Here is an 18,229-nt window from a genome sequence, read left to right as displayed (position 1 = left end):
AAAAACTCCTTTAAAAAGTGTTACTAATGTTAAAGCTGATGGTTTTCGTATCGTCATCTTCTTCTTTTTGCAATGGATACGCAAAACTGATCAGCATTGGACCCATTGGAGAGATCCACTGTAATGAAAGACCGGTTGACACCCTAAAGCGCATAGGGTCTGAATAGTCATCTAATTTAGCACGCTCATCAGGTGCTAAGTTTTGGAAACGGTCTACATTAAACTCTGTATCCCATACATTTGCTGCATCAACAAAGAAGCTCGTACGTACAGAGCTGGTATTTTCTTCATCTAAGAATGGCGTAGGAACAATTAGCTCCATACCTGCCACTGCTTTAGCATTACCACCAATACGGCCTTGCGGCACTAGAATATCAAATTCTGATGCGCCACCAATGCTACCGGTTGTAGTACCGTCTGCACCTGGCGTACCTGGAATAGACTGCGGTATACGCGATACAGCACGTGGTAATATTGTATTACGGTCAAAGCCACGAAGTTCCATTTCCGTTATACGGAAGTATTCTTGGAATGGAAGTGTTTGCTCATACCCGTTTGTAGAACCATAACCATTACCATAACCAAGTGCTGCACGGGTTGAGAATACCCAACGGTGGTCATTTGATATAGGCCAGTAAAAACGCGAATCGTAATTCAGTTTAAAGTACTGAAGATCTGAGTTAGGCGTTGTTGCTGTTAAATTTAGAGTTTGACGCGAACCCGCTGTTGGGAATAAACCACGGTTAACAGTAATACGCGACCAACCAACACTCAGCTCGTACTTAGTAAAGTCAAAGCCTGCATCTGGGTTGTCTGGATCTAAGAATGTTTCACGAAGTACACGCGTTTGCTCGTACTCTGCAATATCCGAAAGCTCTTCTTTTATCCAACGAGCGCCAAAGTTAACACGATTTACAGCATCAATTGGAAAACCAATATTTGTGCCTAAACCATAACTTTTTGATTTGTACTCAACAAGGCTAAATTTACTTGCATCGTAGTTTCTGTAAAAGATGCTACTGCCTTGCGATACACCATCTGGCGTAAAGTATGGGTCTGTGTACGATAAGCTTAAGCTTTCAGAACCTGTAGAGGTATTAAGGTTTAAACCAATTTGGTTACCTGTGCCTAAAAAGTTAGATTCTGTTACACCAATATTAAACTGCAGACCTAAGTAAGAACCATAAGCAAGACCAGCATTAAAGCTACCTGCAGATTGCTCTTTTACAGTAAAGTCTACATCTACTTGGTCATCCACACCGGGTACAGGCACTACGTTAAAATCAACAGTTTCCATGTAAGGCAAACGTTGAATTTGTAGTTTTGAACGCTCAAGGTTTTGATTAGATAACCAGGCACCTTCAAGTTGTGTCATTTCACGGCGAAGTACTTCATCAGCTGTATTTTGGTTACCACCAACAATAATACGACGAACATATACACGCTTACCTGGATTAACCGATAGTGTTAGTTGTACTTCTTGCTTTTCGTCGTCAATTTCTGGAATTGTACGCACTTCAGCATTAGCGTAACCAAAACGTGCTAAGTAGCTTTTAATAAATTCTTCTGACGAAGTAACTACAGAACCGTTATAAAGCTCACCCGCTCTAAGTGGGATAACACTTTTAATTAAGTCTTCACGGCCAAGCAAGTCACCAATAAAGTCAAAGCCTTTAACGGTATATTTTACGCCTTCAGTTAAGTTAGCTGTAACGTAAACTGATTCACGTTCAGGGCTCACTGATACTTGCGTTGAATCGATATTAAAACGTAGGTAACCACGGTCTAAATAGTAACTACGAATTTTTTCTAAATCGCCTTCAATGGTTTGCTTTTGGTAGCGATCGCTACCCATAAACTGCCACCAAGGTAAATCTTGCTGCGATTCAGCAAGTTTAAGAAGCTCTTCATTAGAAAAAAGTTCATTACCCACTAAGTTAATTTGTCGGATAGAAGCTGCATCACCTTCATCAAACTCTAATTTAAGTTTAACGCGGTTACGAGGCAACTTAGTAATACTGATATCTACTTTAGCGTTGTATTTACCAATACTGTGGAAAAACTCAACTAAACCTTTTTCGATACTATCGATAACGGTTTTATCAAGTGGTTCACCTTGGCGAATATCTTGCTGATCAAGAGACTCATTAAGCTGCTCGTCTTTAATGTCTTTATTGCCTTCAAACTCAATGAAGCTGATGGTAGGACGTTCCGTTACTTTAAAAATAACGTTGTTGCCATCACGAAGGGCTTTTATGTTATCAAAGTGCCCAGAACGATAAAGTGACTTTATTGTTTTTGAAATCGTATAGTCATCAACATTATCGCCTACGTTAATAGGAATATGTGTTAGCGCTGCACCAAGTGCTACACGCTGTAAACCTTCAACTTTCAGGTCTTCAACAATAAAGGAGTTTTGGCCTAGGGCTGCAAAACTTGCACCCAATAAACTTGTTACTGCCAAATGTTTTTTTATAGCCATTTTATTATCTTTATCCTTTACAACTGTATTACCGCATAACACCCTACTAAAGTGGTGCTTTACAATCGTGTTCTAATTAGTAATTTGCCACGCTGTAAAACTACAAACGCGATACATCATTGAACAAAGCGAAACATGTTAGAAAAATGAGCAACAAGGCGCCCACTTTAAAACCAAACTCTTGTGTCTTTTCAGAGACCGGCTTTTTACGAAAAAGTTCAATTATGTAATACATTAAGTGTCCACCATCAAGCACTGGTAAGGGTAATAAATTAAATACACCCAAGTTAATGCTTATCAAGGCTAAAAAGCTTAAAAAGGCCACTAACCCATAGCTTACGCTAGTTCCAGCGCCTACTGCAATGCCCACAGGGCCACTTAAATTCTTAACCGAAACCTGGCCTGTAATTAAATTACCAATCATGTCAAAACTGAGTGTAATTAAGCGCCACGTTTCTTTTGTGCCTCGCACGATACTATCGAGCGGGCCGTAATGTCTAGTCTCTACATAACCATCAGGCCATTGCTGTACAACAGGAGCAACGCCTAAAAAGCCTTGCTCAATACCGTTATTATCAATGCGCCCTTTAGGGGTTACTGTAATGGCTTTTATAGTATCTTGTCTTTTTACACTAAATTGTAAAGATTTGTTAGCTGATTGCGTAATAAGATTAACTAATTGCTGCCAATTGCTTATTGTTTCACCGTTTACAGCCAAAATTTTGTCATTAACTTGTAAATTAGCGTGTTCTGCAGCTGAGTCTTTAGTTACGGCGGCAATTGTTAAAGTGGCTTGAGGTCTAAACGGTACAATACCTAACGAGCTTAGTGGTGGCACGTCTTGCTGTTCTAGTTTCCACCCCTCTAAATTAAGCGTTTTAACACGTGGTTGAAGGTTTTTATCGCGCACTATCACTTCAACGCTTTCTTCACCTAAATTAGACATAAGTGCAAACGTGGCATCTTGCCATGTCGTTATATCATCATCACCAATTTTTATAATATGTTGAGAAGGCATAATGCCCGCTTGCTCTGCCCGGCTACCCTCGGTAATGCTACCTACCACAGGCTTTACCGACTGCACACCCACCATATACATTACAGCAAGAGCAAAAATGGCAAACAAAAAGTTGGCCATTGGACCCGCTGCAACTATGGCAATACGTGCTTGTACAGATTTAGCGTTAAACGACAAGTGACGTTGGTTTGCCGGCACGTCATCAACACGCTCATCAAGCATTTTTACATAACCGCCTAATGGAATAGCCGCAATCACATATTCGGTATTATATTTATCGTGCCATTTTAACAATGGCTTACCAAAGCCAATTGAAAAACGCAGCACTTTAACGCCCATTTTTCGTGCAACCCAAAAATGGCCATATTCATGTATGGCCACTAAAATACCAAGCGCTAAAATAAATGAGCCAAGATTCCAAAAAAAATCAAACATATTAATGCGCCACTTTTGTTATAAATTCTGAAGCGCTAATACGCGCTAATTTATCGCACTCTAAAATTTCATCTAAGCTTTGTACATTGGTATACGTTGCAGCTTCAAGCGTTTGTGCATTTATTTTGTATATATCAGTAAAACCAATTTTACCGTTTAAGAATGCACTTACTGCTATCTCATTTGCAGCATTAACCGTTGTAGTCGCGCCCTGCCCTGCACTACACGCATCAATCGCTAATTGTAAATTTGGATAGCGAGAAAAGTCAGGCTTGGTGAATGAGAAATCACATATATCAGAGAAGTTTAACGGTTTAACGCCTGCATTAATTCGCTCCGGGTATGCAAGTGAATGGGCAATTGGCGTGCGCATATCAGGGTTACCCATTTGCGCTAAAATAGAACCATCGTGATACTGCACCATTGAGTGAATAATACTTTGTGGATGAATCACTACGTCTATATCACTGGTGTCGCAATTGAATAACCACTTAGCTTCAATAAACTCTAAGCCTTTATTCATCATAGTGGCCGAGTCTACTGATATTTTTTTACCCATCGACCAGTTAGGATGCGCCACGGCTTCACTTACAGTTACATCTTTTAGTGTGTTTATATCGCGCGTTAAAAACGGGCCACCAGAACCGGTTAGCAAAATTTTACTTACGCCATGTTGCTGTAAATTTTGATCGCCTTTGGCATTTTGTAACGAAGAAGGTAGACATTGAAAAATAGCATTATGTTCGCTATCAATTGGCAGCAAGGTCGCTTTATGTTGTTTAACTTTATCAATAAACAACTGACCTGACATAACTAACGATTCTTTATTAGCAAGGAGTACTTTTTTACCTGCTTCTACTGCACTTAATGTTGGCAGTAAACCAGCTGCACCTACAATTGCCGACATCACGACATCAACATCTGGGTGAGCACATAAGTCGCACATTGCTTGCTCGCCGTGCATAACAAGCGTTTGGCATGGTGTATTAGCTAAATAAGCAGATAGCTGCTCAGCGGCTTGCTGGGTAGCCATAATCGCATAAAGTGGTTCGTGTTCAATACACAGCTCAGCCATTTTCTTTGCGTTTTGCCCTGCAGCTAAAACAAAAACATCAAACAAATCTTTATTGCGCGATACAACATCTAGTGTATTTAAACCAATTGAACCTGTTGCGCCTAAAATAACCAGCAATTGCTTTTGGCTCATAAACTAAGAGTCCACGCATAGCACATTACAAACATTGGAGCTGCAGCCGTTAAGCTGTCAATGCGATCTAGAATACCGCCGTGCCCTGGTAAACAACGGCCGCTATCTTTTAAACCGGCTTCACGTTTAAACATGCTTTCAAGTAAATCACCTACCGCAGAGAACAATGCAATAAATGCAGTCATTATCGCGTAGATAGGCCAAACACCTAAGTCAACATCGGTAAAGTGACAAAATGCTAAAACAAAAATGATAGAAGCGACTACACCGCCTGCTAACCCTTCAATTGTTTTATTAGGGCTCACTTTTGGCATAAGTTTATGCTTACCAAAGCTCTTACCTGAAAAATAAGCACCAACGTCTGCACTCCACACTATACCCAATACGACTAAAATAAGTACAGAGCCAAAATGTGTTGATTCAGCATATTGCGCACTGCGCAGCGTATTTAGTGCAAGCCATAACGGCACAAGTGTGAGTAGCCCTGCAATGCCGCGCATTACTAAACCTTCATTCCACGCTTTAGCCATTTCTGGATAGCGCCAAATTAAATAACTAGCAACAATCCACCAAGCAAACGAAAGCGTAAATACGTAATTTGCATCACCTACTAGCTTGCCATTTTCCCATAGTGATTCAATAGGCCAATGTAAATTAAGCAGGCCAAGTAAGGCTGCAATCAATACAACAAAAGCACCACGTTTGAGCTTATCGCATAAACCCATAAACGCAGACCATTCCCATGCGCCTAATAATACTATTGCACCGGCAAAGTAACTAAATAACGTAAGCGGTGTATAAAAAACCAAAGCTAATGCCGATGGTGCAAGCACAAGTGAGGTTAAAATTCGTTGTTTTAACAAAATGTGACCCTTATTCTATTTAGGTTTGAGCGAGTAATTGTTTTATTTGTTCGCCCGTACAACCAAAACGTCGCTCTCTGGCAACGTAACACGCTATAGCCTCAGCAAATGCTGCTTCATTAAAATCAGGCCAAAGTGTCTCGGTAAAGTAAAGTTCTGCATAAGCAACTTGCCATAGTAAAAAATTACTAATACGAACATCGCCACCAGTGCGAATAAGTAAATCAGGTTCAGCCTGATCTGCCATGCTCATATGCTGTGCTAAGCGCTCTTCTGTAATATCTTCTGCGTTGAGTGTGCCTTGCGCAACTTGCAAAGCAAGTTGTTTAGCCGCGTTAGCCATATCCCAACGACCACCGTAATTAGCTGCAACATTTAAGCGCAATCCGGTATTATTTTCAGTCAGCTTATGCGCAGCGTCTACCTTGCTACGTAATCCTTCAGAAAATCGTGATAAATCTCCAATAATGGTCAGTTTTACATTGTTTTTATGAAGCTTTTTAACTTCCTTTGTTAAAACAAATAAGAAAAGCTCCATTAAAGTGTTTACTTCGTCTTCAGGGCGGCGCCAGTTTTCACTACTAAAAGCAAATAAGGTTAACGATTGTATCCCTAATTTAGTACAAAACTGAACAGATTGACGAACTGCGTCTACGCCTTTTTTATGCCCATACACACGAGGTCTATTTCTAGCTTGTGCCCAACGTCCGTTCCCATCCATGATGATAGCAACATGTTTAGGTAAACATTGCTGTGAAATTGTGTCAGCATCTAGAACCATAAATATCGAGTATTCCATAAAAAAACGCCGCCTAGTATACCCTAGACGGCGTTTCAAAACTAATAATTTTAATAGGTCCTGTCGACCTTTCAGGATTGTAATTTATTCAATCTAGGCAGAACCCTTTGGGCAGCGCGTTTTTAGATTTTATGCATTGCTATCGCCTAATAATGGGGAATAACCTCACTACGTAGGCTCTGCCTTGCCTTAAAACCAAACACACTACTGCAAACTCTACCTTAAAAGATAAACAGGCCCTACTTAGATTTCCATTAACTCTGCTTCTTTAGCAGCTAATAGCGTATCCATTTCTTTGATAAACTTATCTGTAAGTTTTTGAATCGCATCATCTGATTGACGCGCTTCATCTTCAGATATTTCTTTATCTTTTAATAAACCTTTTACATCGCCATTAGCATCACGACGAATGTTACGAATAGCAACACGACCGCCTTCAACTTCGCCACGTACAATTTTGATTAGGTCTTTACGACGTTCTTCTGTAAGTGGAGGAAGTGGTACACGAATAACAGTACCTGCCGACATAGGGTTTAAACCTAAGTCAGACGCCATAATTGCTTTTTCAACAGCTTGCGCTAAAGACTTATCAAATACACCAATAGCAAGTGTACGAGAATCTTCAATTGTTACGTTAGCAACTTGGTTTAAAGGCGTTGGTGCACCGTAGTACGACACCATAATGCCATCTAGGATTGCAGGATGTGCACGGCCAGTACGAATTTTAGATAATTGGCTACCTAGTGCAGTTACACTTTTTTGCATGCGCGCTTGCGCGTCTTTTTGAATATCGTTAATCACGGTTTAATCCTAATTATTTGATTATTTCATCTGAGGCTTGTGAAGAAATAAGTGTTCCTTCTTCTTCACCCATAATTACGCGTTTTAGCGCGCCTGATTTATTCATATTAAATACGCTCAATGGCATATTGTGATCGCGGGCTAGAGTAAATGCCGCTAAATCCATAACTTTTAATTCTTTTTCAATGATTTCATTGTAGCTTAAGTGGCTGTAAAGCGTCGCTTCTGGGTTTTTAACAGGATCATCACTGTACACGCCATCCACTTTAGTCGCTTTAATTACTGTATCCGCTTCAATTTCGATACCGCGTAAACACGCTGCAGAATCGGTAGTAAAAAATGGGTTACCGGTGCCCGCTGCAAAAATAACAACGCGGCCAGTTTTCAATAAACTAATTGCTTCAGCCCAGTTATAAGCGTCACATACACCATTTAGCGGAATAGCCGACATTAAACGACAGTTTACAAATGCACGGTGTAGCGCATCACGCATTGCAAGGCCATTCATAACCGTTGCAAGCATACCCATGTGGTCGCCTACTACGCGGTTCATACCGGCTTCTGCAAGTGAACCACCGCGTAAAAAGTTACCTCCACCAATAACTAAACCCACTTCTACGTCAAGCTCTACTAGCTCTTTAATTTCTTGTGCCATACGGTCTAAAACTTTAGGGTCGATGCCGAAGCCTTCGTCTCCCATTAAAGCTTCACCACTTAATTTGAGAAGAACACGTCTAAAAATAGGTTTGCGATTGATAGTCATAGTATAGGGGCCAACTTTTATTGAATTATGGATAAAAAATAACCGCGCTTATGTTAAACATAAAAGCGCGGTTATTTTAAAGAATTTCTAGCTGTGAAGCAAAACCAAATAGTACTTTAATTGCATCTAATTTCCTTTTGCATCACAAATAGTTAATCTTACTGACCTTTAGCAGCTGCAATTTGAGCAGCAACTTCAGCAGCAAAATCTTCTTCTTTCTTCTCGATACCTTCACCAACTTCTACACGTACAAAGCCAGTAACTGTTGCGTTTTTCTCTTTAAGAATATCGCCAACAGATTTTTTAGGTTCCATGATGAAAGCTTGACCAGTAAGAGAAACCTCACCAGTGAATTTTTTCATGCGACCAACAACCATCTTCTCAGCGATTTCAGCAGGCTTGCCTTCATTCATAGCGATTTCGATTTGTACTTGCTTTTCTTTTTCTACAACGTCAGCTGGTACGTCAGAAGGAGTTAAGTACTCTGGACGTGAAGCAGCAACGTGCATTGCAACGTGCTTAAGTGTTTCTTCATCAGCAACACCTGCAACAACAACACCGATACGGTCGCCATGACGGTACTCAACTAGGTTTTCACCAGCGATGTACTGCAGACGACGTACGTTGATGTTTTCGCCAATTTTAGTTACTAGCTCAACACGGTCTTCTTCAAACTTAGCTTGTAAGTCTTCAATAGTAAGAGTGTCAGCAATTGCAGCTTCAGCAACTTTATCAGCAAATGCTAAAAAGCTTACGTCTTTTGCAACGAAGTCTGTTTGACAGTTAACTTCTACTAGTACTGCAACACCAGCGTTTTGCTTGATGATGATAGTACCTTCAGCAGCAATGTTACCTGCTTTTTTAGCAGCTTTAGCAGCGCCACTTTTACGCATGTTTTCAATCGCTAACTCGATGTCGCCATCAGTCTCAGTTAACGCTTTTTTACAATCCATCATGCCAGCGCCTGTGCGCTCGCGTAATTCTTTAACTAGGGCAGTAGTTACAGCCATTAGTAAATCCTCAAATCTGAAATCTGGTTTAGATAAGCGGGTTACCCGCTCTACAAGAATAACAAGTCTTCACCTTAAAAAGATGAAGACTTGATGATAGCTAATTACTCAGCTTCAACGAAATCGTCTTTCTCAGCTTGAGCAACGATGTTATTCTCGCGACCTTCAGTGATAGCAGCTGCAACAGCGCTAGTGTAAAGGCTTACAGCACGGATAGCATCATCGTTACCAGGAACGATGTAATCAACGCCGTCTGGGTTAGAGTTAGTATCAACGATTGCAACAACAGGGATACCTAGGTTGTTTGCTTCACGGATAGCAATGTGCTCGTGGTCAGCATCGATAACGAAAAGCGCGTCTGGAAGACCGCCCATGTTTTTGATACCACCAAGGCTCTTTTCAAGCTTTTCCATTTCGCGGTTAAGCATTAACGTTTCTTTCTTAGTTAATTTCTCGAAAGTACCGTCTTGGCTTTGTACTTCAAGGTCTTTAAGACGCTTGATTGATTGACGTACAGTTTTCCAGTTAGTCAACATACCACCTAACCAACGGTGATTTACGAAGAACTGATCGCTTTCTAAAGCAGCTGCTTTAACTGCGTCGCTTGCTGCGCGCTTAGTACCAACGAAAAGAACTTTACCTTTGTTAGCTGCAGCACTTGATAAAAACTTAAGTGCGTCGTTGAACATTGGTACAGTTTGCTCAAGGTTGATGATATGTACACGGTTACGTGTGCCGAAGATGAAAGGCTTCATCTTAGGGTTCCAGTAACGTGCTTGGTGACCAAAGTGAACACCAGCTTGAAGCATATCGCGCATTGAAACGTTTGCCATTTTATAGATCCTCTATAGTTGTTTAGGGTTAGGCCTCCACATATCCCATAGCACCAACACCGAAGTAATTAAACTTCAAATGCACCCAAGTGTATGTGACGATACGTGTGTGTGTTAAAATAAAATTGTGTTTGCCTTAAATACAAAAAATCATTTAAGAATTTATTTGTAAAAAGACGGCGCGCTTTATACCATATTAAAATTAAATACTCAACGTCGCGTGCAAAATTTGTTCGGCGATAAATGTTAGAAACTCAACTTTGGAGCCTCAATGAGCGCTATTATCAAGACCCCTGAAGAAATAGAGAAAATGCGCGTAGCTGGGCGCTTAGCGGCCGATGTACTTGAAATGATCGGCCCTCATGTAGTGCCGGGTGTTACCACCGATGAGCTAAATACACTTTGTCATGATTATATTGTTAATGTGCAACAAGCAATCCCTGCTCCGTTAAATTATCATGGCTTTCCAAAATCAGTTTGTACGTCAGTTAATCATGTTATTTGTCACGGAATTCCAAATGACAAAGCATTAAAAGAAGGCGACAGCGTAAATATTGACGTAACTGTCATTAAAGATGGCTACCACGGCGATACTTCTAAAATGTTCCACGTTGGTACACCAAACATCCAAGCTAAGCGTCTTGCAGAAGTAACACAAGAAAGCTTATACCTTGCTATTAAAATGGTAAAACCAGGTGTGCGCTTAGGTGATATTGGCTCTGCTATTCAAAAATATGCAGAAAGTTTTAATTACTCTATTGTTCGTGAATATTGCGGCCACGGTATTGGCGCAGGATTTCATGAAGAACCACAAGTAATGCACTACGGTAAAGCGGGTACTGGCGAAACTTTAAAAGCGGGCATGTGCTTAACAATTGAACCAATGGTTAATGCGGGTAAACGCCAATGTAAGCTACTTAAAGATGATTGGACTGTAGTAACTCGCGACCGCAGCTTGTCTGCACAGTGGGAACATACTTTATTAGTGACTGAAAATGGTGTTGAAATTTTAACGCTACGATCAGATGATACTATCGACAGGATCATAGAACACTAATAATAAATAAGAAATTAGGAGCCAGCCCACGTGGCATTACCCAACAAAGTAAAAAAGTTGCTCAGCGATGCAGAGCAACTTAGTGATTATCGCGATTGTTCTAGCTATTTTTATAAATGGTTACATAACGAATTTTCTAAACAACCGGTTGGGAATTTAATTAATGCCCGGGCTGAGTTTATTGACCGCCTACTAATTAAGCTTTTTCATGTTTACGACTTAGCGCGCGAACCTGATTTAGCACTAATAGCAGTAGGCGGATACGGACGTGGCGAGCTACATCCCTACTCCGACATCGATTTTTTATTGCTTGTAACTAAACCACCAAGCGAAGAAATATGCGAAAAAATAGGCCAGTTTGTCACCATGCTATGGGATCTCAACTTAGAGATTGGCCACAGCGTGCGCACGATAGAACAAGCCATTGAGCAAAAACGTGAAGACGTTACTTTTGCCACCAGTTTACTCGAAAGCCGCCTTATTTTTGGTAATCATATTGAGTTTGAAAAACTCAAAACGCATATTCTAGAAACCCCCGTATGGCGCTCCGGTGAGTTTTTTACTGCCAAAGTTCAAGAACAAAACTTACGTCACAAAAAGTGCCATGGCACCGCGTATAATCTTGAGCCAAACATTAAAGAAAACCCCGGTGGCCTGCGCGACTTGCAAACCATTATTTGGGTCGCAAAAAAGCACTTTAGAACCGAAACCCTGCAAGAGTTAATAAGTCACGGCTACTTAACCCATGAAGAGTTTCAAGAGCTTTCAGAGTGCCTAGAGAACCTATGGAATATTCGCTTTGCACTGCATCTAGCCGCAGGTCGGGCTGAAAACCGCTTATTGTTTGATCATCAACCACAAGCCGCCGAAATTTTAGGTTTTGGTAGCGACGGTAAAGCCTCTGTTGAGCGTATGATGAAGCGCTTATTTAGAATAATGAGCCGCGTGCGCGAACTTAACCAAATGCTACTTTCATACTTTGAGCAAAGTATCATGCCCGAAAGTAGTGAAAAAACGGTGATAGTACTCGACAGAAACTTTGAGCAAGTGGGCCATCAAATACGCGTAAAAGATCCATCTGTATTTTTTAGACGTGACCAACTTTTTGTATTGTTTGAGCACATAGCAGACAACCCTGCAATAACGCATATTTACCCAAGCACTATTCGTACAATCCGCCAAGTACGCCGCCGTTTATTGGGGGATTTACAAGATTATGCAGCCTGTCGTGAAGCTTTTTTACGCTTAGTTAAACACCCTAATGGTATGGGCCGCGCATTTACGTTAATGCACAAGCACGGCATGCTTGCCGCCTACTTACCGCAGTGGCGTAATATATTTGGACAAATGCAGTTCGATTTGTTTCACGCCTACACCGTAGATGAGCATACTCACAAATTAATCAAAAATATTTACGAATACTTTGATAAAACTGGCATTAGCGAGTTTCCTATTTGTAGTGAAATAGTCACTCGAATGGACAAACCAGAGCTACTTTATTTAGCCGGTATATTTCACGACATTGCTAAGGGACGAGGGGGAGATCACTCTGAACTTGGCGCTGTTGATGCTATAGCCTTTGCTAAACTACATGGTTTTTCATCCTCTGATGCAAAATTAGTAGCATGGCTTGTAAGTAACCATTTACTTATGTCGGTTACCGCGCAGCGTAAAGATATTAACGACCCTGCTGTAATAAAAGACTTTGCAACACGTATTAAAACAGAGCGCCAACTCGACTATTTATATTGTTTAACCGTTGCCGACATCCGTGCAACCAACGACAACTTATGGAACGATTGGAAAAACACCCTACTGCGTGAATTGTACTTGCACACGCAGCGCGCATTACGCTTAGGGCTTGAAAACCCAATGGATCAGCGCGACCAAATTCGCGATAAAAAGCACCAAGCTAAACAACGTCTACTCAACTTAGGTTACCCTGAGAATAAAATTGATTTAATTTGGAGTCGCTTTAAAGCCAACTACTTTACCGCCTTTAGCGAACAGCAAATATCGTGGCAAAGTGAGCATTTATTAACTAGCACCGATTTAAGCCAACCTAGTGTCATTGTATCTAACAAAGCAATGCATGGGGGTACACAAGTATTTGTATACAGCCCCTACTCTGGTGCGCTTTTTGCGAGATTAGTGAGTGTAATTGGCTCTAAAAAAGCACAAATACAGCACGCGCAAGTACTGACCACAAAAGATGGTTACGTCCTGTTTAGCTTTGTAATACTTGAAGTAAGTGGCGACCCTATTGCAAGTGGTCGAGCGCAATCAATTAAACGCGGGCTTGAGCAAGCACTTAGCGATCCGCGTAAAAAAATTCGCTTTAAAAAGAGCCGCTCTCAACGCTTTAAAGATTTTAATATTAAACCTAAAATTGTGTTGCGCCCACATGCACGCAAAGACCGTAGCTTAATAGAAATTCAAGCCGTCGATATACAAGGTTTACTAACCAAAATAGCCGAAGTTTTCCAAGCGCATTTACTACACATTCACGCTGCCCGTATTACAACGGTAGGTGAACGTGCAGAGGATTTCTTTGTTGTATCTAATAACGAATACCAAGCGCTGACTGATGAAGAGCAAGCAAAAATTCATCAGGCATTACGTAAAAAATTCAACGCCGAAACAGAATAGAGGACACACATGTCAGATTTAAAAACGATGATCGAAAACGCATGGGACAACCGCGATAGCATTAGCCCAAGCACAGTATCAAGCGACGTAAAACAAGCCATTATTGATGCACTTGATTTGCTTGATAGCGGCGCAGCACGCGTTGCTGAAAAAATATCAGGTGAATGGGTTGTACACCAGTGGCTTAAAAAAGCCGTTTTACTGTCGTTTCGTATTCGCGACAACCAACCAATGAACGACGGCGTAAACCAGTTTTACGACAAAGTACCACTTAAATTTAGCGACTACACGCCAGAGCAATTTCAGCAAGGTGGTATGCGCGTAGTACCAAACGCAGTAGCACGTAAAGGCAGCTTTGTAGGTAAAAACGTCGTACTTATGCCATCGTACGTAAATATTGGCGCATACGTTGACGACGGCACCATGGTTGATACATGGGCGACTGTAGGCTCATGTGCACAAATTGGTAAGAACGTACATTTATCAGGTGGCGTAGGCATAGGCGGCGTTTTAGAGCCTCTACAAGCTAATCCAACTATCATTGAAGACAACTGCTTTATTGGCGCACGTTCTGAAATTGTTGAAGGCGTAATTGTTGAAGAAGGCGCAGTAATTTCAATGGGCGTTTACATCAGCCAAAGCACTCGTATTTATGACCGCGAAACTGGCGAAATTCACTACGGCCGCGTACCAGCAGGCGCAGTAGTTGTACCAGGCGCACTACCGTCAAAAGATGGTACTCACAGCCTATACGCTGCAATCATCGTAAAAAAAGTAGATAAGCAAACACGTGAAAAAGTAGGTATAAACGCCCTACTACGCTCAATTGATGAGTAATAGTCGATTGGGTTGAGTGAAACGAAACCCAACGATACGTTGAAGTTAAGTGTTTTAGCTAAACTTTAATTATATATAGAAAGCTCTAAGCCCTTTGGTTTGGAGCTTTTTTAAATTCTTCTAAATGAAGTTTTAGTACTAGACACTTCTACATCAAAATTTAATGAACTCAAAAAAGACTTTAAGCCTTTAACAGCTAACTCATTATTTTCTGATGGTCCTATTATAATTTCATCAATTGAATTTTTAGGAAAAGGTATCGCTCTATATGGGGCTATAATGCCAGACTTTAGGGTTCTGTAGCATAAAGGAAAAAACTCTTTCACTCCATTTTCAAGCTCTATAAAATCAATATTAGAGGAGTCTATAAAATCAAAATAACCCTTTTCAGTATTTTCATTTAATGAGACTAAACCAGGGTAAAAAAGAGTAAAACGATACTCTTCTTCATATTCGAATGCTTGATCTTTTATGCTAGCAATCTTAAAAATCGCTTCATTAAAAATTTCAATTGCAGCAATAGCACATTTTTCATTTAGGTCATTTCCATTTAAATTTGGATCTAACACATAACTTAAAACCTCAGGCAGATAGTGTTCTTCAATTAAAGAATGAAGCATTTCCTCAGTTGGTTGGTAATCAACATCATCATAGCCACTCAAAAGTTTTCTTTGCCTAAAGTACTCATCATCAAATAGCTTTTCTTTATTAAACTTTATGCAATATGAAGTTTGCTCTGACCCGTAAGTTAGCCAGTGGTTTAGGCTATCACGCTTAGTTGTAAATGAAGTGGTATAAATTTCATCAATGGTATTATTATCAATTATGTTCCATAGAAAATTTAAAAAATGATTTGCGAGATGCACGTCCTTACTTCGCATTTCTTTTTGGGTAACATCTAAAGGTATATTTTTGTGTTTGGCATAAATTTCTTCGAGTTTGATTTGTGAAAACTCAGACAAACTCCCTCTGAGTGATTTTATTCTATCAATACCTTGCTTTATTTCTCTAAAATCATTTAGATACTCTGCGTTAGTAGCCCATAAACTTTTGCTCTCTAAAATTCCCTTTAAACCATCTGCAGAAGTGTAATGATAAACATATTCCATATTTAAAATCCCAAGTAATGTTAATCTTTAGTTTAACCTTGATAAGTGGCAACAATAAAATTTGATAATCTTAAACAAGAGACTGAATTAGCCAACACACCCAAGATATAATAAGGTAGTAAAGTATAATTGAAAGTTAGCAATTAATATTAAGGATTAATATGACAAAAACTGCTTTACGCTCAACTATTTTGCTACCGGTATTTTTACCTGCAGTGGTTATTATTCTGCTCTTGGTAATTGGTACAATTAGCAACCCTGAACTCGCAGGGCAAGTATTCAGCGTTACCCTCAAGTGGATAACAGAAACCTTTGGTTGGTTTTATATGTTATCAGTCGCTATTTTCTTAGTTTTCATTGTTTGTGTAGCAGCCTCCAGCTGGGGAAATATCAAGCTGGGCCCTGATCATGCGCAGCCGCAATACAGTTTCGCTGAATGGTTTGCTATGCTATTTTCGGCCGGTTACGGAGTCGCATTACTTTATTTTGGTGTAGCAGAGCCCGTGCTCCATTATGCATCTCCGCCCGCAGGCGCAGCAGAAACCGTCGACGCTGCCAAGCAAGCTATGCAAATTGCATTTTTTCATTGGGGTTTTCACATATGGGCAATCTATGGGATTGTCGGTTTAGTCCTTGCGTATTTTGCATTTCGTCATGGCCTCCCACTGTCGATTCGCTCAGCGTTGTATCCACTTATTGGTGATAAAATATATGGTCCTATTGGTCACACTGTTGATGTGTTTGCCATATTAGGCACGTTATTTGGCATTGCCACAACGTTAGGACTTTCCGTTACCCAAATTAATGCTGGGCTGCATTATTTGTGGCCAAGTATCCCTATTAATACCACAGTACAAATTACTGCTATTGCCATTATTACCGCAGCAGCTACTCTCTCAGTAGTGGCTGGGATGGATAAAGGTGTAAAGCGCTTATCTATTGTAAACATGACTCTTGCAGTGTCGTTAATGGCCTTTGTATTTTTTATTGGCCCTACTATTCATATTCTTGAATCGTTTTTACAAAATACCGGCAGCTACCTTAGCGGTATTGTTGAGCGTACTTTTAATTTACAAGCGTACAGCCGTAGTGATTGGATTGGTAACTGGACCCTATTTATATTTGGCTGGACTATTGCTTGGGCACCCTTTGTTGGCATGTTTATCGCTAAAATTAGCCGCGGCAGAACCATCAGGCAATTTGTTGTTGGCGTGATGCTAGTCCCGACTATTTTTACCTTTTTATGGTTTTCTGTGTTTGGTGATACCGCGTTAAATCTAATAATGAATGAAGGGTTCAATACTTTAATTACTGATGTTCAAGCAAACCAAGCTGTTGCATTGTTTCAGTTATTTGAGGTGTTACCGTTATCATTTATTATTTCGCTACTTACCGTTATTCTAATCATTACCTTTTTTGTTACTTCGTCTGACTCAGGATCATTAGTTATTGATTCTCTCGCCTCTGGAGGTAATATTAATACACCCGCATGGCAACGCGTGTTTTGGGCTGTGCTAGAGGGCGCGGTGGCTGCTGTTTTATTAGTGGCAGGTGGGTTAAGTGCGCTACAAACTATGACTATAGCCAGTGCCTTACCCTTTGCGATTATTATGCTTATTGCAACCGCTGGGCTTTGGCGAGCACTCACCATTGAAGGCCATCGCGATACTAGTTTACAAGCACATGCGCTTAATGGCCGTAATATTAACTTATCTCATTGGAAGCGCCGTTTAGCCGCCATGGTTAATTACCCCAATAAAGAAAAAGTACACACCTTCATTAGTAGTGTGGTAGTACAAGCAATGCAAGCCGTTCAGGCTGAATTAAAAGCGCGACAATGGCATGCAGAGGTTGATTTTGATACCGACTTAGGCCGTGCTCATTTAACTGTGCTACGCCATGAGCATGTTGATTTTGTGTATGACATTCGTCTAACCGAACACCCTATGCCAAGCTTTGCCTATTCTGAGCTGAAACCTGAGATTGATAACATCGAAATGTATTACAAGGCTGATGTTTTCTTACGCCGTGGTGGGCAATCTTACGATGTGTATGGTTACAGTGAAGATGATATTGTGAAGGATATTCTTGATCAATTTGAGAATTACTTACACTTTTTAGGTAACAGCCCAGGTGAACTACCTTGGGATATGGCCGAACACGATGACATGTTAAATAGCGATAAACCTTAAATAAGCATCGTATTTAATACACAATTATTGCAATAAAAAAGGCACTGAAAAGCTGTCTCTTGATCACAAGTCTGACTCAAGAGATTTTGCTAAATCGTAGCCTTCCAGGATGGCTTGTAACTTAAGCCATCCTTGCCATAACACTTTCACAGATGCACGCCCTGTGCGCTTGGT

The 18,229-nt window shown here is 40.5% G+C and carries 14 protein-coding genes; 4 read left to right on the top strand and 10 right to left on the bottom strand.

Annotated features, from left to right (window positions below; genetic code table 11):
• Positions 1–10 precede the first annotated feature (10 nt).
• The 9 genes from bamA to rpsB form a co-directional block, all read right to left on the bottom strand.
• Positions 11–2,482 carry an outer membrane protein assembly factor BamA gene (bamA, locus tag H4J63_RS07840; RefSeq protein ID WP_024606270.1) on the bottom strand — a complete coding sequence of 824 codons (2,472 nt, stop codon included), beginning with the start codon at positions 2,480–2,482 and terminating at the stop codon, positions 11–13.
• A 100-nt stretch (positions 2,483–2,582) separates the two neighbouring features.
• On the bottom strand, positions 2,583–3,935 hold the full coding sequence (rseP, locus tag H4J63_RS07835; protein ID WP_182195821.1) for a sigma E protease regulator RseP: 1,353 nt from the start codon (positions 3,933–3,935) through the stop codon (positions 2,583–2,585).
• Between the two features lies 1 nt (position 3,936).
• Positions 3,937–5,142, bottom strand: coding sequence for a 1-deoxy-D-xylulose-5-phosphate reductoisomerase (gene ispC, locus H4J63_RS07830; RefSeq protein ID WP_182195817.1), 1,206 nt, complete (start codon positions 5,140–5,142; stop codon positions 3,937–3,939).
• Positions 5,139–6,005, bottom strand: coding sequence for a phosphatidate cytidylyltransferase (locus H4J63_RS07825; protein WP_024606268.1), 867 nt, complete (start codon positions 6,003–6,005; stop codon positions 5,139–5,141). The genes ispC and H4J63_RS07825 overlap by 4 nt, the downstream gene beginning before the upstream one ends.
• A 19-nt stretch (positions 6,006–6,024) precedes the next feature.
• Positions 6,025–6,804: an isoprenyl transferase gene (locus tag H4J63_RS07820; protein WP_024596497.1), complete on the bottom strand. Its 780-nt coding sequence runs from the start codon at positions 6,802–6,804 to the stop codon at positions 6,025–6,027.
• Positions 6,805–7,047: 243 nt separating this feature from the next.
• Entirely contained in the window at positions 7,048–7,569 is a 522-nt protein-coding gene (gene frr, locus H4J63_RS07815) for a ribosome recycling factor (protein WP_206013162.1), read from the bottom strand.
• A 49-nt stretch (positions 7,570–7,618) separates the two neighbouring features.
• Positions 7,619–8,368, bottom strand: a complete 750-nt coding sequence (gene pyrH / locus H4J63_RS07810) for a UMP kinase (RefSeq protein WP_024596498.1) — start codon at positions 8,366–8,368, stop codon at positions 7,619–7,621.
• Positions 8,369–8,526: 158 nt separating this feature from the next.
• Positions 8,527–9,378 carry a translation elongation factor Ts gene (gene tsf / locus H4J63_RS07805; RefSeq protein WP_002958320.1) on the bottom strand — a complete coding sequence of 284 codons (852 nt, stop codon included), beginning with the start codon at positions 9,376–9,378 and terminating at the stop codon, positions 8,527–8,529.
• A gap of 104 nt (positions 9,379–9,482) precedes the next feature.
• Positions 9,483–10,211: a 30S ribosomal protein S2 gene (gene rpsB, locus H4J63_RS07800; RefSeq protein WP_024596499.1), complete on the bottom strand. Its 729-nt coding sequence runs from the start codon at positions 10,209–10,211 to the stop codon at positions 9,483–9,485.
• Between the two features lie 271 nt (positions 10,212–10,482).
• Between rpsB and map the strand changes: the two genes are divergently transcribed.
• Genes map through dapD form a run of 3 tightly spaced genes read left to right on the top strand, consistent with a single transcriptional unit; the run spans position 10,483 to position 14,754 of the window.
• The gene (gene map, locus H4J63_RS07795) at positions 10,483–11,268 is read left to right on the top strand and encodes a type I methionyl aminopeptidase (RefSeq protein WP_002958322.1); all 786 of its coding nucleotides are present in this window, start codon (positions 10,483–10,485) and stop codon (positions 11,266–11,268) included.
• Between the two features lie 30 nt (positions 11,269–11,298).
• Positions 11,299–13,917 carry a [protein-PII] uridylyltransferase gene (gene glnD / locus H4J63_RS07790; RefSeq protein ID WP_002958323.1) on the top strand — a complete coding sequence of 873 codons (2,619 nt, stop codon included), beginning with the start codon at positions 11,299–11,301 and terminating at the stop codon, positions 13,915–13,917.
• A gap of 9 nt (positions 13,918–13,926) precedes the next feature.
• Entirely contained in the window at positions 13,927–14,754 is an 828-nt protein-coding gene (dapD, locus tag H4J63_RS07785; RefSeq protein WP_002958324.1) for a 2,3,4,5-tetrahydropyridine-2,6-dicarboxylate N-succinyltransferase, read from the top strand.
• 110 nt (positions 14,755–14,864) lie between these two features.
• On the opposite strand, the gene H4J63_RS07780 is transcribed toward dapD, so the two are convergent.
• Entirely contained in the window at positions 14,865–15,863 is a 999-nt protein-coding gene (locus H4J63_RS07780; RefSeq protein WP_024596500.1) for a DUF2971 domain-containing protein, read from the bottom strand.
• A 161-nt stretch (positions 15,864–16,024) separates the two neighbouring features.
• On the opposite strand from H4J63_RS07780, the gene H4J63_RS07775 reads away from it, so the two are divergent.
• Positions 16,025–18,055, top strand: coding sequence for a BCCT family transporter (locus tag H4J63_RS07775; protein ID WP_024606267.1), 2,031 nt, complete (start codon positions 16,025–16,027; stop codon positions 18,053–18,055).
• Positions 18,056–18,229 lie beyond the last annotated feature (174 nt).

The organism is Pseudoalteromonas sp. 5Ae-yellow, assembly GCF_014077565.1.
Lineage (GTDB): Bacteria > Pseudomonadota > Gammaproteobacteria > Enterobacterales > Alteromonadaceae > Pseudoalteromonas.
Note: the sequence above shows the minus strand (reverse complement) of the source record. Positions and strands in the feature narration are given on the sequence as shown.